We start from the raw sequence: 15,417 nt of genomic DNA on the forward strand, positions 1-15,417 counted from the left end.
GTATAAACATCAAAAAACAATAGATCATGAACCCTTCAAAAATCCTCATCTACGACGGTAGCTTCAACGGCTTCCTCACTTCAGTCTTTGTAGCCTTCGAAGAGAAAATCAATGTGGTGGACATTCAACCCAACCACCAACAGCAAAGTGGTCTCTTCTCGGAGACGGAGACCATTTTCACCCATGTTTCCAAAGCCAAAAGGGTATGGAATGGCGTTCGAAACAAAAGTCATTCCGCCATCTCCAATATTTACTTCACCTTTCTAAGTGAGACCGAGGGTGTTGAGCTCCTCTTATTTCGTTACATTCAAAAGTTAATGCTGTCCAAGCATCAAAAGCACAGTGATTTCTCTGATGAAACTGTATTACGCATCAGCCAGCTCGCCCGTTCCGTCGGCCGGGAGAAACACCGTATGGAGGCTTTTGTACGTTTTCAATTGACCAAGGACAATATCTATTTTGCCAACATCGAGCCTGACTTCAATGTGTTGCCTTTAATATCCAAGCACTTTAGAAACCGATACGCGGACCAGCAATGGTTGATTTACGATGTGAAACGCAAATATGGGATTTTCTATGACCTGGAACGTGTTGAACTGGTATCCCTGAATTTAAGCGAAATACATTATAATAAAATCAGAAAAAGTGATGCTTTCCGCACTGAGGAATATGATTACCAAACCCTCTGGAACGATTACTTTAAAAGTACGGGCATCAAATCGAGAATCAACAGAAAATTGCATACGCAACATGTTCCGAAAAGATATTGGAAGTATCTTTCGGAGAAAAAGGAAACTGCCTAGGTTACGCTTCGTATGGCCTACAAACAATTAAAACTTTGGTTTGATGCAGAACTAGCCGAATTATTGGCAGAAAAACTTCTTTCACAGGCGGTCAGTTTTGATAAGGCCTCGTTTGTAAAATCCGTTTCGAAAAAGGTCAGTGCCTTGGAATTGAAAGACAGGGTGGAGTGCATCGCCGACGAGTTGAACGTTCATCTTTTAGGAAACTATCAGAAAAAGGTGCATTACTTGCAAAACATTCTTGGACCTGAAAATGAAAAAGAAACAGGAATGTTCAAAGAGTTTTATTGGGTGATGCCGATTGCCAAGTTTGTGGAAAAGTATGGTCTGGAACATTTCGACCTTTCCATGCAAGCTGTTTACGAAATCACCAAGCGAAATACAGGGGAGTACACCATCCGCCCGTATCTGGAAAAGTTTCCCGAAAAAACCCTGGATACCATGTTACGGTGGTCGCAGAATCCGAATAAACATGTTCGACGTTTGGCAAGTGAGGGGGTGCGGCCCCGATTACCGTGGGCCAGTAAATTGGATGACTTTGTTGAAGATCCTTCCCCTATTCTACCCATTTTGGAAAATCTCAAAGATGATCCAAGCAAGTATGTGCAAAAATCCGTGGCCAATTGTGTAAATGACATTTTAAAGGACAATCCAGAGATAGCAAAAACCTTAGTGGAAAGTTGGGTGACCGATGCTTCCAAGGAACGGAAGTGGATTATTAAACATGCGCTTAGAAACTTGATTAAGAAACAAGACCCATGGGCATTGCGTGTTGTTTCCTAATTTGTGGTAAACACCGTCATCTCCTTTAATCCAAAACTTGCTAGCTAAAATTCGGACCAAGAATTGTATCTTGGCGTTGAGTTTTTATGATTGCACGTAGATTAATAGCATTTGTTTTTATTGCCATTGCCCTCATATTAGGCATCATCTTCTATTCCCAAATTGAATTCCCCGTGGATGTTAGGTCCTATTTCCGATTCAGCACCTATGATAGGTTTGGGCCACTTGCCATTAGCATAGAGTTGTTGGTGGCAGGTTGGTATTTGTTTACAGGTCATTCGAAAGCCAACTTTGCTTTGGCCTTGTTTGCTTTCACCGCGCTACTCGACCCCTTCTTTAACCTTACTGGAATTTTTACCAGTATGGTCCCCCTCTATGCTACCCTCCTGTTTGTGGCATGTGCACTGGTCGCTCTCTATATTGCGTTTTCCAACGCGTTTGGTACCGGTAGAATCTCATTCCTCACAGCTATGGGGAGCTTTGTCCTTGGGGCTGCAGTTGAGCTTTTCTTCAATTATTGGTAGGGCGAGGAAGTGAGTTTTGCATCAAAGTATTCGGTATGAAGCACTTAGCTTCCCTTTACAGCTCGAAGCGCCATAAACGCGGGAAATTCGTTTAATTCCTTGAAATGTTTGGGGTCTAAATGCTGAAATTCAGCGACAGGCTTGGGCTCCACCAGTTTTTCGATTAAGAACCCATTATCAATAAAAGGCTGAATAATTTCAAAAAGAGGTCTTCTATAACTATTTATCTCTATTGGTTTTCCAAAACTGTTCCAAGTACATTTTACAGGTTCGACTTCAAAATATTTTTTGGACTTGAAATAGGTATATTCAAAAAAGGGATGTTCAATGGATATGACCACTTTTCCTTTTGGTTTTAAAACTCGGTAAAACTCTTGAATGGTCGCATTCCAATCCTTTACGTAATGCATCGCCAATGCACAAAGGACCGTGTCGAAGGTTTTCTTCTTGAACATGGTTAAAGGTTTTTCCAAATCGTGGACAAAAAAATCCGATGCGTTGGAATTGCGCCTTTGTGCCAGTTCTATCATTTTTGGGCTAAGGTCAAAGCCCTTTATCAGAGCTCCTTCTTTAAGAAGGATCTCGGCATATTTTCCGGGGCCGCATGCTGCATCCAGAATGGATTTTCCCTTCACATCTTCAAGTAATGCAAGGGTGCTGGGCCGATCATAATAGGCATTATGGGGTTTATGGTCAATTTGAGCGTTGTACTCCTCTGCAAGAGACTCGTAGGCCTTGAGTATTTTTTCCTTAAGCATCGGATTTATTTGCTTCTTTCCCCAATAAACTGATCGCCCTTGTTCTTAAAAAGCACATTAAATGAGGTGAGGCTACCATAAATTCGGGTAATGTATTGTTGCAAATCAACTTTCTCTTGATCATCCACGTTTTTGCTGCTGTTGATTTTCTGCTCCATCACTCGAATTCGGTCCCGTACCATAACAATTTTATGAAAAAAGGTTTCAATGGGCATTTCCTTGTTGGCCAAGTTGTCCCCAGGCTCCAAAATAAGCTTACCCCCTTTCCATTTGTCGGCCAAGGCCACTTTTTCGTGCGTGTCGCTCCATTTTTCCAATATTTTCACCAAGGAACGTTCCACATCAAAAAAGCTCACCGAGTCCACTTCATCCTCAACCGCTTCGATTACTTCAAAATCGGAATCCAAATCGATGGTTTCCAATCCATTTTCCAAAAAGGTGACCCAATAGTGCTTGGAAGATACGTTGGTGACCACTCCCTTTCCGAAATCGGCGTGATCAATTCGAGAACCAATACCCAATAATTTCATAGCTGTTAGAAAAGATTTAAAGTTCTTAGCAAATCAGCACGATTTGCTTTCATTTTTTTCGCGAAGCCTCAAAAATAATCTACTCCTTTTCAAAAGCCAATAGGGTTTCGTAAAAATCCTGATAAATGGCTTCGGAATCTATTTCGCTATAAAACTTGATTTTTCGATTTCCATTATCCCTTGACGTTTGCACCTCGGTGAGGGTTCCAAAGTCTGGATAAATAAATGCAGAGATCAAGACTAAATCCCAAAGAATCCGACTTTTTCTAGAGCCGTCAAGGTGGTTGGTCCATCGGTCCAATAGAAATTTTCCCAGAAAGTGATCTTGGGTTTTCGCCTGAAGTTCATCAAAGTCAATCTCCATAGCAACAGCAACATTAATGGGCATAATAAACATCTCAGCTTCCGAATTCAACAAAACGTCCAAAGCGTAAGGATCCATTAATGGGTTGAAATCATCCCTTTTAAGCACTCTGTTTGCAAAATCCATAGTCGTGCCCAACCAATACACCTTCAATTTCTTAGCAATCTCCGGTTCCAAGTAAATTGCAGATGCCACATTGGTCAACGCTCCAAGTACTAAAATTGTTAATTCATCTTTCTCCTTGGCTTGTCTAATAATCTCGTAGGTGGCTGCTGAATGTTGTGCCCTATCTCCCCAATCGTACATCCTAGCGGTAGCACCACGAAGGGTTTTTAGATTGAGGTTCATCTCTCCCAAGAGTTGCTGATTCAAGCGATGACTGTTTTCCATGGAATTGGGAACGGCCCAATGGCTAGTCTGCCAATGCGCAGAGTTCAATGCCGTAATTTCGACCGAGGGCTCCATGAAAATTCGGGCCAATGCATAAAAATCGTCTACCTCATTCCCGGTGTCGGCATCAACAATGACCGAACGAACTTCTTGGGCTTGTATGGTACTTGTGCTAAAAGCAAGGCAAACCATCATAGCACACAGAAAAACTCTAACAAATATAGACATAGGAAATGTTTTCTTAGAAGGTGGTTGTACATGGTCAATTTACAAAATAGAAAACTAAGGTAGCTTCATTTTTACATGCCAAATCGTTACTTTTGCGGTTTTGCTATGATTAACTACGAAGAGCACATTGAGGTACGGGGAGCACGGGTTCATAACTTGAAAAATATAGATGTCACCATCCCCAGAGAAAAGCTTGTGGTCATCACTGGACTTTCAGGAAGTGGAAAATCTTCCTTGGCGTTTGACACCATTTATGCGGAGGGTCAACGTCGCTATATTGAAACGTTTTCTGCCTACGCCCGTCAGTTTTTAGGGGGTCTTGAGCGACCCGATGTTGACAAAATCGATGGGCTGTCACCGGTTATTGCCATTGAGCAGAAGACCACTTCCAAGTCACCTCGTTCCACCGTGGGAACCATTACCGAAGTGTACGATTTTCTTCGTTTACTTTTTGCCAGGGCAGGAGATGCTTATAGTTATAACACCGGAGAAAAAATGGTCAGCTATAGCGATGAACAAATCAAGGATTTGATCATCGATGCTTATCGTGATAAGAAAATCAACATTCTCTCACCTGTCGTAAAATCGCGCAAGGGCCATTATCGGGAACTTTTTGAGCAAATATCCAAACAAGGTTTTGTGAAGGTTCGAGTGGATGGTGAAATTGTGGATATCGTTCAAGGAATGAAGGTGGACCGTTACAAGACCCACGATATCGAAATCGTAATAGATCGGTTGAAGGTTGTGGAAAGTGAAGACTTCCATAAACGGTTATCCGAAACCATCAATACAGCCATGTATAGCGGAAATAATGTGCTCATGGCCTTGGAAGAAGGAGAAAAAGAGCCGAGATATTTTAGTAGGGACCTTATGTGTCCATCTACGGGGATCTCCTATCCCACTCCTGAGCCCAACACTTTTTCCTTTAATTCCCCAAAAGGTATGTGTCCTACTTGCAATGGCCTTGGGCATGTACATGAGGTAAATGAGCAAAAGATTTTTCCGAATAAAAAACTATCCATAAAGTCTGGCGGTATAGCACCCTTGGGGGAATACAAGAAATCCTGGGCCTTCAAGCAATTGGAAACCATCGCGCAACGCTACAATTTTGAATTGTCTGACCCTCTTGAAAAAATCCCAGCTGAAGCCATGGAAATCATCCTTAATGGTGGAAAGGACAGTTTTGAGGTAGATTCAAAGACCCTGGGTGTAAAAAGAAGTTACAAAATCGATTACGAAGGTATTTCCAACTTCATAAAAACCCAGTTTGAAGAAGCTAATTCCACTTCCATAAAACGTTGGGCCAAAGATTATATGGACAAAGTTTCCTGCCCCAGTTGCAAAGGAGCCCGGTTACGGAAAGAATCCCTGTATTTCAAAATTGGAGAAAAAAACATCGCAGAGCTTGCCCATTTAGATATTGCTGAACTTGCAGACCTTTTCCAAAATCTTGAAAATACCCTTGAAGGGAACCAGAAGAGAATTGCTGAAGAAATCATTAAGGAAATAAGGACCCGAATTCAATTCTTACTGGATGTGGGGCTTGATTATTTGTCCTTAAATCGAAGTTCAAAGTCGTTATCAGGTGGGGAAGCACAACGTATTAGGCTAGCTACGCAAATCGGTTCCCAGCTGGTAGGGGTACTTTACATCTTGGATGAACCCAGTATAGGCTTGCACCAACGGGATAACGCAAGGCTTATTAACTCCTTGGTTTCGTTAAGGGACATCGGGAATTCTGTAATTGTTGTTGAGCACGACAAGGACATGATTGAACATGCGGACCATGTAATCGATATTGGTCCCCATGCCGGTCGCCATGGAGGTGAGATCATCTCTGAGGGAAAACCCAAAGACCTGAGTAGTCATGATACCCTAACGGCGCAATACCTTTCGGGCGAATTGGAAATCCCAGTTCCGATGAATCGCAGAAAGGGTACAGGTAAGAAAATTGTGCTAACGGGCTGTACCGGAAACAATTTGAAGAACGTTTCCGTGGAGTTTCCTTTAGGAAAACTCGTAGGAGTAACAGGTGTTTCCGGTAGTGGTAAATCTACCTTGATCAACGAAACGCTCTACCCTATTATGAACGCCCATTATTTTAATGGGGTGAAAAAGCCAATGCCCTATAAAAAAATTACAGGGCTACAACATATTGACAAGGTCATTGATATCAACCAATCTCCCATAGGGCGAACTCCAAGATCTAATCCAGCTACATACACCGGAGTATTCAGTGAAATTCGTTCGCTTTTTGCCAAAACCACCGAAGCCACCATTCGGGGGTACAAACCTGGCCGTTTTAGTTTTAACGTCACCGGAGGTCGATGTGAGACTTGTCAAGGTGGCGGTTTAAAGGTGATTGAAATGAATTTTTTGCCAGATGTCTATGTGGAATGTGAAACCTGCAATGGCAAACGTTTTAATCGAGAGACCCTAGAAATAAGGTACAAGGGAAAATCGATAGCCGATATTTTGGAGATGACCATTAACGAAGCGGTTGACTTTTTTGAGAACATTCCGAAAATACATCGCAAGCTTAAGACAATAAAAGACGTTGGTTTGGGTTATATTTCATTAGGGCAGCAGTCCACTACCCTATCTGGTGGCGAAGCGCAACGCGTTAAGTTGGCAACCGAACTATCCAAGCGCGACACCGGAAACACATTTTATATCCTCGACGAACCTACTACCGGACTCCATTTTGAAGATATTCGTGTACTAATGGAAGTTTTGAACCAGCTGGTGGACAAAGGAAATACCATCTTGGTCATTGAACACAATATGGACGTTATTAAAATGATGGATCACATCATAGATATTGGCTACGAAGGAGGCCGAGGGGGTGGCGCAATTGTTGCTGCCGGGACTCCAGAAGAAGTGGCAAAGGACAAAAAAAGCCATACGGCTCGATTCTTGAAGAAAGAACTTGAAAATACAAAGCAAAAAATAGCACGAGCTGTTTAAAACCGAATACTATGCAAATGCGAAAGGAGCAACACACCAAAGGGTGGAACGAAATTAAGACCAACGACTCTTGGGCCATATTCAAAATAATGGGAGAGTTTGTGAATGGTTTTGAGAAAATGAGCGAAATAGGTCCTTGCGTATCTATTTTTGGGTCAGCACGAACCCGCCCTGGCGACCTGTACTATGACCTTGCCGTGGATGTAGCCAAAACGGTTTCAGAAGCAGGATATGGCATTATAACCGGAGGAGGACCGGGAATTATGGAGGCTGGAAACAAAGGGGCCAGTCTTGCTGGTGGAACTTCGGTCGGATTAAATATCGACCTTCCTTTTGAACAGCACGACAATCCTTTTATTGATGGAGACAAAAGTCTCGACTTCGATTACTTTTTTGTTAGAAAGGTAATGTTCGTGAAATATTCCCAAGGATTTGTGGTGATGCCCGGTGGTTTTGGAACCTTGGATGAACTTTTTGAAGCCATTACCCTAATTCAAACCAACAAGATTCAGAAATTTCCGATCATTTTGGTGGGTTCCGATTTTTGGAAAGGACTATTCGATTGGATTCAGCATACCATGCTTGAAGCTGGAAATATAAGTGCCAGCGACCTTGATTTGGTAAAACTTGTTGATACACCAGAGGAGGTTGTTGAAATTATTGACGCTTTCTATAAAGGTCACGACCTGGCCCCCAATTTCTAATTTACCCAAACCTTTGATGCAGTTACGCCTAATTCCTATTATTCTTTTTGTGCTTGGGTTATCCTTTCCCAAAATGGCTAAGGCACAACATAAAAATGAGATTACGGCTACACTGAATGACAGCACCAAAGAAATCACAGTCACCCAAAGATTTACTTACGTCAATGAAAGTGATGATGGCTTAAGTGTACTTTATTTCAACGACTGGAACCACGCTTTTGCCAACAAAAAAACAGCATTGGCCAAACGTTTTGGAGAAGAATTCAACCGGAGCTTGCACTTGGCCAAGGACAAGGAACGGGGATTTACTTCGATAAAGACCATCGTAGATAACAATTATACCGGCTTAAACTGGACTCGGATGGGGAATCAAGATGTTCTGAGAATTGAGCTGAACGATGTTTTGGATGCTGGACAATCCATACAACTTTTCTTTACCTACACTTTAAAACTTCCCAACAGTAAGTTCACGTCCTATGGACGTAACCCGATTGGGGAGTATTTTTTAAAGGATTGGTACATCACTCCTGCGGTTTATGATGACGAATGGAAACTGTACAACAATATGGACTTGGATGATCACTATACGGATGTGTCCAACACCACCATTAAGCTGACGTTTCCAGAAAAACTCTTTCTAGCCACCAATTTTTCAGATGGAGGAATAACCAGTTTCCCTGGAGGGCAGTATGTGCAATTGTCAGGAGAGAATAGAAAAAACTGTGAAATCCATTTGACTCGGGGGAGAAGGTTCACCAAACATATCACCGAATTACTTACCGTGACCACGGATTTGGAGGCTAAAAAGTACGACAACATCTCGGAAGGAATATCCATAAGCAAGGTGGCCAAGTATTTACACGACAATCTTGGCCCGTATCCTCACGATAATCTTTTGGTAAGCGAACTGGATTACGGAAAGCATCCACTATATGGAATTAATCAGCTGCCTTCTTTCATAAGGCCGTATGAGGAACAGTTTCAATTTGAAATGAAATTCTTAAAGACTTCCCTCCGAAGTTATTTAAAGGAGACTTTGTTTATTGACAGAAGAGCGGAACGCTGGGTGTCAGACGCTATCGTGAATTACCTCATGATCAAATACGTTGAGGAATACTACCCTGATCAGAAACTGGTGGGCAAGCTTTCAAAAATATGGGGTTTTCGAGGTTTTCACCTAGCCCAGATGGACTTCAACGAGCAGTATGCCTTGTTGAGCATGCTCTCAGCCAGAAGAAACATTGATCAAGCCCTCAGCACAAGAAATGATTCCTTGATCAAGTTCAACGAAAGAATTGCAAACGGCTTCAAGGCCGGTTTGGGTATGGCCTACCTGTCAGAATATTTGAATTCACAAAAAATAGACAGTAGTATTCAATCCTTCTATCGAAACTATAAGCTCAAGCCGTTGGTCAAAGCCAAGGATTTTAGAAAAACGATTGAAGAATTTGCAGACAAGGACATTGATTGGTTTTTTGATGAGTATGTCTCCACGCGAAAAAAAATAGACTTCAAAATAAAGAACATCTTTAAATCAGAGGACTCGATTACATTGACCATAAAAAACAAGCGTGGCACCAACGTCCCCATATCACTTTTTGGGTTGAATAAGGATTCGGTTGTTTCAAAATATTGGTTCACAGGAATTGACACCTCTAGAACGATAACCATACCCAGGGGTGATGAAACACGTTTGGTTCTGAACTACGACCAAAAAATTCCTGAGTTTAACCAACGTGACAATTGGAAAACGCTCAATGGATTTTTTTCCAGCAATAAAAAGCTAAAACTCCAATTTTTTAAGGATACCGAAGATCCCTATTTCTACCAAATATTCTATGTGCCGATAGCCAATTTTAATGTGTATGATGGAATTACTCCCGGCTTGCGCATTTACAACAAAACCTTTCTGGAAAGACCCTTTACCTACGATATCGCTCCCACCTATTCCTTCTTGGAAAAAACCGTTGTTGGAAAAGCATCTTTTCGATATCGAAAATATCATGGCAAAAGTGGATTGTATGTTTCCAACTATGTGCTAGGGGGTTCAACCTCACATTTTCAGGTAAACTCCCGTTTCTCAACCATTACTCCATCGGTTAGCTTCGGATGGAGGCCAGACAACCTTATTTCCAACAGGCGCCAGAGTCTTCTCTTCCGTCATGTCAACGTATTTCGGAATATTGATGAAAGTATCGCGGATGAAATCGATACAGACCCCGATTACAGTGTCTTCAATGTTCGTTTTAGAGATGTGGACAACGACATATTGAACTTTACCTCATGGTCCATTGATGCGCAGCATGCGAGCAATTTCACGAAAGTCGCCTTTGAGATGGAATATCGAAAGCTTTTTGAGAGCAATCGTCAGTTGAATCTTAGGCTGTATGCAGGTAAGTTCATAAGAAACAGGACCGATTCTGACTTTTTCAGCTTTGCTTTGGACCGACCTACCGATTATTTATTTGACCTGCCTTATTTAGGGCGTTCTGAGGATTCCGGAATTTATAGTCAGCAAATCATTATTGCAGAAGGCGGATTTAAATCAAGCTTGCCCAATCCTTTTGCGAATGATTGGATAGCCACAGCCAACGCGAGTACGAATATCTGGCGATGGATAGAGGCTTATGGTGATATTGGCTTTATTCGCAGTACAGGTGAAGACGCTCGGTTTGTTTATGACTCAGGCGTACGTCTCAATCTTGTGACCGATTATTTTGAATTGTACTTTCCTGTTTATTCCAATCTTGGGTGGGAAATTGCCCAACCTGACTATGGCCGAAGTATTCGATTTGTGGTAACCATAAGCCCGAGAACGCTGATCGGTTTGTTCACCAGAAAATGGTTCTAGTTTTGCATTTTTCGCAAAATGGAACCTCCTATTTATCCCGTACATAGAAAATAGTTTAAAAAACACACATTTTTTTGTTGATTTCTTATTTTATTAACAGGAGTTGACCTTGTTATTATCTCGCTATTTTGTAATTTTGCAAAAATCTTTCATCAGCCTATGAAACCCAATCCCAGTACTAGTAGCGATATCTCCTTTGATGATTTTCAGTCCCAAATCCTAAAAGACTATGAGGTAGCGGTCACCAGTAGGGAATGCAGCCTTCTCGGACGGCGGGAAGTTCTCACTGGGAAAGCAAAATTTGGGATTTTTGGCGACGGCAAGGAGCTTCCCCAATTGGCCATGGCACGTGCTTTTCAAGATGGGGATTTTCGAAGTGGGTATTATCGAGACCAAACTTTTATGATGGCCATAGGACTACTATCCCCAAAGGAGTTTTTTCATGGCCTTTACGCGACCACTGATTTGGAAAAAGAACCGATGAGCGCTGGTCGACAAATGGGAGGACACTTTGCTACCCATAGCCTGAATGAAGATGGTACTTGGAAGGATTTGACCAAACAAAAGAACAGCAGTGCTGACATTTCCTGTACAGCAGGACAAATGCCGAGATTGGTTGGCTTGGCCCAAGCTTCAAAAATTTACCGCGAAGTCAAAGAGACGGACTCTACAAACTTTTCAAACCATGGAAACGAAGTAGCTTGGGGGACCATAGGAAACGCAAGTACCAGTGAAGGACATTTCTTTGAAGCCATCAACGCAGCAGGGGTATTGCAAATTCCCCTTGTTATGTGTGTTTGGGATGATGATTATGGAATTTCCGTACCTGCTGAATTTCATACCACCAAAGGTGATATCTCCGAAATTTTAAAAGGGTTTCAAAGGGATGAAAACAATGAAGGTTACGAAATATTAAAAGTAAAAGGTTGGGATTATACAGCCCTAATCCACACTTTTGAAAATGCGGCGGACATTGCTCGGGAAAACCATATTCCCGTGTTGATCCATGTGACAGAACTAACACAGCCCCAAGGACATTCCACTTCAGGTTCGCATGAGCGATACAAATCCCAAGAAAGATTGGAATGGGAACGCGAAAATGATAGCAATAAGCGATTTAGGGAGTGGATTCTTGAAAATGAAGTTGCTACTGAGGAAGAGCTCAAGGGTATGGAGCGCAGCATCAAACAAAAGGTGCGGGCAGCAAAGAAAGAAGCCTGGGCAGAATTTCTTAAACCCAATTTAGAGGATAAAAAACAGCTTATCGGTCTTTTGGAAAATGCAGCTCAGCATAGTCCAAACCGTGCTTTTATCACCAAAATCAAAAATGACCTAATAGCTATTGAAGAACCCCTAAAAAAAGATTTGGCATCCAAATCGAGAAAGGCCCTACGCTATGTCATTGGTGAAAATTCACAAGAAAGGGTAGCCCTCCAGAACTGGGTGGAGACCTTTCTGAAAAAAGAACAACCCAGATACAGCTCACATCTATACAACGAATTAAATACCAATGCCATCTCTGTTGATGCGGTGGCCCCTTCCATTCCCGATGAGGCAGAATCTGTGGATGGAAGAATCATTTTACGGGATAATTTTGATGCTCTCTTTGCAAAATATCCGAATGCCTTGGTTTTCGGAGAGGACACCGGCAATATCGGAGATGTGAACCAGGGTCTTGAGGGACTTCAAGAAAAGTACGGGCCCTATCGAATAGCAGACACAGGAATTCGGGAATCTACCATTATTGGGCAAGGTATTGGTTTGGCCATGCGAGGACTTCGCCCCATTGCGGAAATCCAATATTTGGATTACATCCTTTACGCCCTGCAGACCTTAAGCGATGACCTAGCCACGCTACTATATCGTTCGGTGGGCAAGCAAAAGGCTCCACTAATTGTGCGAACCAGAGGGCATAGGCTCGAAGGAATTTGGCATTCAGGTTCCCAAATGGGTGGGTTGATTCATTTGTTGCGAGGTATGCACATATTGGTGCCGCGAAACATGACGCAGGCCGCAGGGTTTTACAATACCTTGATGAAAAGCGATGAGCCAGCCTTGGTCATCGAAAGCTTGAACGGTTATCGCCTAAAGGAGAAAAAACCTAATAACTTGGGTGAATTTTGCACTCCGATTGGTAAAGTTGAAACACTTAAAGAGGGTGGGGACATTACTTTGTTGTCCTACGGTTCCACACTGCGCATTGTAGAGTCGGTGGCCCAAGAGCTTCTTGAAGTAGGCATAGACGCTGAGGTGATTGATGCACAATCGCTGCTACCCTTTGACTTGGAACACCAGATGGTGGAAAGCCTAAAGAAAACCAATAGACTTTTGGTGATCGATGAGGATGTTCCAGGAGGATGCTCTGCATACTTGGTTCAGCAAATCATGGAGGAACAAGGAGGTTATAAATATCTTGACAGTGCTCCCCAAACGCTGACTGCTGAAGCACACCGACCAGCTTACGCCTCGGATGGAGACTATTTCTCCAAACCCAACGCTGAAGATATTTTTGAGAGGGTATACGGCATTATGCATGAGACAGACCCCGTCTCCTATCCAAAACTTAGATAAGTAAATTGACCTCACTTAAAAGTGAGGTTTTTTTTTGACGTTTGACTTCTGAACTCTGATGGTTTCATCAAAAAATAAATTTTCTTAATTTCATAGGAAAAATCTGCTGACTGACCATCCATGTTTTTGGCTTTTCCCGAATTTGATATTTACAGTACTCCTTTGCTCCTATTGTCCCTCCAGGGTTTGCTCTTTACCGTTCTTTTAATAAGTAGGTACTTCAATGGCCGTAACGTATCGGATTTTATCCTAGCATTGATTCTTCTATTCACATGTTTTGGACAAACCTGTTACACCGTGGGTTTTATGGCTTGGTACGACACCTTTAGGACGACCAAAATCAACTATGTGCTGTTTAACGTCTCCCTGGCTCTGGCCCCATTGATTTACCTCTATGTAAAATCGATTACCACCTCTCATTTTCGTTTTAGAAAAAGGGATTGGCTGCATTTTTTACCTCTAATCCTTTTTCTGGTCTACCGGGCTTCCATTTATTTCTATGACTCAGGCCAATCAGGTTTTGATGAGGTTCAAAATGGCGTACTTAAACTAAGCTTGGACGAACCTTATATTCTACCATTGATTACCGTTTTTGGCTTTGGTCAGATGCTTCTGTATTTGGCATTCACCTTTCAGTTGTTCTATAACTATCGAAAAAAAATAAATGCCTTCTTTTCCAACACCTATAAATTGGAGTTGAATTGGATACGAAACTTTTTGGTTCTTTACGCTTTTTTGTTTCTGTATGATATGATCCAAACAGCGATTGCTTCTTACTTTACAGAACTGAACTATATGCAACGGTGGTGGCTTAATCTATTTGTAGGTCTGACTATCATATATGTCGGAATAAAAGGATACTTCACTGATACTACCAAACTGAAAAAACTGAACTTTAGCTTTACGCCCAATCAAATAACCATTCCAGATGTAGATCTAAGTCGAGATAGGCCAATTGACAAAAAATCTGTCGAAAACCTCGAAAGGTTTATGGAGATGGAAAAGCCCTATCTGAACCCAGAACTCAACTTGGTGGATTTGGCCAAGCAGGTCAATATGTCCAGAGCACAGCTTTCGGAGGCAATCAATACAGGTTTTGGAAGAAATTTTAACGATTTCATCAATATGTACCGGGTCCAAGCCTTTAAAAAGATGATAGCCGCTGAAAAACATCAACAACTCTCTCTTTTGGGAATTGCATTCGAATGCGGATTCAATAGCAAAGCCACTTTTAATCGCGTCTTCAAGAAACTCACCCATTCCTCTCCTTCTGAGTTTCTCAAAACCGCCTATTGACCTTTTCAACAATTTGCCAAGGGTCTCAAATCGTATTTTGAGGCCTCTCTATACCATTTGAAGCGCACAGTCAACTACTCTTTTCCACTTTTGTCCTGTTCAACTAAAACAGACAGAAATGAAAAATTTATTTACAAGATTGCTGCAACCTACCTTTCAAAAACATTGGATCGCCGATTTGGTTTTTGCAATCATGCGATTTATCTGTGGGCTTATATTGGCGATTGACTTTGGCGCCTCCAAATTTGGAATGCCTTGGACGCCTAAAGAAAAGAACCTAGGTCTTTTTGAGGTAATCGACTGGTTTCCTGAGGACATCGCAGCGTACGGAGGTATTTTTGCTTTGGCCCCAGTCTTGTTTGCTTGGCTCGGAGCCTTTAGTGAGGCCATAGGTGGTTTGTTTTTAGCCGTGGGCCTTAAAACGCGGGTGGCCTCCTTTTTAATTATGTGCACTATGTTGGTCGCCATCTTTTTTCAAAAATGGGGCGAAGGAACCTGGGGCATGCTTCCCGCATTTGGTTTTCTTTGGATTTCAATTTATAACCTTTATTTGGGCTCTGGCCGATTTGGGTTGGACACTTTGGTTGTAAAACTTCTCAATAAAACCAAGTAAACCAATCAAAAAAGGGCTTTCCACCTAGCATCGGA

At 42.1% G+C, this 15,417-nt stretch carries 12 protein-coding genes; 9 read left to right on the forward strand and 3 right to left on the reverse strand.

What is annotated here, in order from left to right; genetic code table 11:
* The first annotated feature begins 26 nt into the window (after positions 1-26).
* From EW142_RS03735 to EW142_RS03745, 3 genes are all read left to right on the forward strand, one after another.
* Positions 27-803, forward strand: coding sequence for a TIGR03915 family putative DNA repair protein (locus EW142_RS03735; RefSeq protein WP_130609834.1), 777 nt, complete (start codon positions 27-29; stop codon positions 801-803).
* A gap of 12 nt (positions 804-815) precedes the next feature.
* A complete protein-coding gene (locus EW142_RS03740; RefSeq protein WP_130609836.1) occupies positions 816-1,586 on the forward strand; it encodes a DNA alkylation repair protein in 771 nt (256 codons plus the stop codon).
* Positions 1,587-1,672: 86 nt separating this feature from the next.
* Positions 1,673-2,110: a hypothetical protein gene (locus EW142_RS03745; RefSeq protein WP_130609839.1), complete on the forward strand. Its 438-nt coding sequence runs from the start codon at positions 1,673-1,675 to the stop codon at positions 2,108-2,110.
* A 44-nt stretch (positions 2,111-2,154) separates the two neighbouring features.
* Here the strand turns inward: EW142_RS03745 and EW142_RS03750 are convergent, their stop codons facing one another.
* The 3 genes from EW142_RS03750 to EW142_RS03760 form a co-directional block, all read right to left on the reverse strand.
* Positions 2,155-2,868: a class I SAM-dependent methyltransferase gene (locus EW142_RS03750; RefSeq protein ID WP_130609841.1), complete on the reverse strand. Its 714-nt coding sequence runs from the start codon at positions 2,866-2,868 to the stop codon at positions 2,155-2,157.
* Between the two features lie 5 nt (positions 2,869-2,873).
* On the reverse strand, positions 2,874-3,398 hold the full coding sequence (locus EW142_RS03755) for a hypothetical protein (protein WP_130609844.1): 525 nt from the start codon (positions 3,396-3,398) through the stop codon (positions 2,874-2,876).
* A gap of 79 nt (positions 3,399-3,477) precedes the next feature.
* On the reverse strand, positions 3,478-4,380 hold the full coding sequence (locus EW142_RS03760; RefSeq protein WP_205783218.1) for a nucleoside hydrolase: 903 nt from the start codon (positions 4,378-4,380) through the stop codon (positions 3,478-3,480).
* 105 nt (positions 4,381-4,485) lie between these two features.
* On the opposite strand from EW142_RS03760, the gene uvrA reads away from it, so the two are divergent.
* The 6 genes from uvrA (at position 4,486) to EW142_RS03790 (ending at position 15,382) form a co-directional block, all read left to right on the forward strand.
* The gene (gene uvrA, locus EW142_RS03765; RefSeq protein WP_130609847.1) at positions 4,486-7,347 is read left to right on the forward strand and encodes an excinuclease ABC subunit UvrA; all 2,862 of its coding nucleotides are present in this window, start codon (positions 4,486-4,488) and stop codon (positions 7,345-7,347) included.
* A gap of 17 nt (positions 7,348-7,364) precedes the next feature.
* Positions 7,365-8,051, forward strand: coding sequence for an LOG family protein (locus EW142_RS03770; RefSeq protein ID WP_130612457.1), 687 nt, complete (start codon positions 7,365-7,367; stop codon positions 8,049-8,051).
* A 16-nt stretch (positions 8,052-8,067) separates the two neighbouring features.
* On the forward strand, positions 8,068-10,902 hold the full coding sequence (locus EW142_RS03775) for a M1 family metallopeptidase (protein ID WP_165395219.1): 2,835 nt from the start codon (positions 8,068-8,070) through the stop codon (positions 10,900-10,902).
* Positions 10,903-11,061: 159 nt separating this feature from the next.
* Positions 11,062-13,473, forward strand: a complete 2,412-nt coding sequence (locus tag EW142_RS03780; protein WP_130609850.1) for an alpha-ketoacid dehydrogenase subunit alpha/beta — start codon at positions 11,062-11,064, stop codon at positions 13,471-13,473.
* 120 nt (positions 13,474-13,593) lie between these two features.
* Complete coding sequence (locus EW142_RS03785) at positions 13,594-14,769, forward strand: helix-turn-helix domain-containing protein (protein ID WP_130609853.1); 1,176 nt, start codon at positions 13,594-13,596, stop codon at positions 14,767-14,769.
* A 118-nt stretch (positions 14,770-14,887) separates the two neighbouring features.
* A complete protein-coding gene (locus EW142_RS03790) occupies positions 14,888-15,382 on the forward strand; it encodes a DoxX family protein (RefSeq protein ID WP_130609856.1) in 495 nt (164 codons plus the stop codon).
* Positions 15,383-15,417: the final 35 nt, after the last annotated feature.

It is taken from the genome of Flagellimonas allohymeniacidonis (assembly GCF_004296335.1).
Lineage (GTDB): Bacteria > Bacteroidota > Bacteroidia > Flavobacteriales > Flavobacteriaceae > Flagellimonas > Flagellimonas allohymeniacidonis.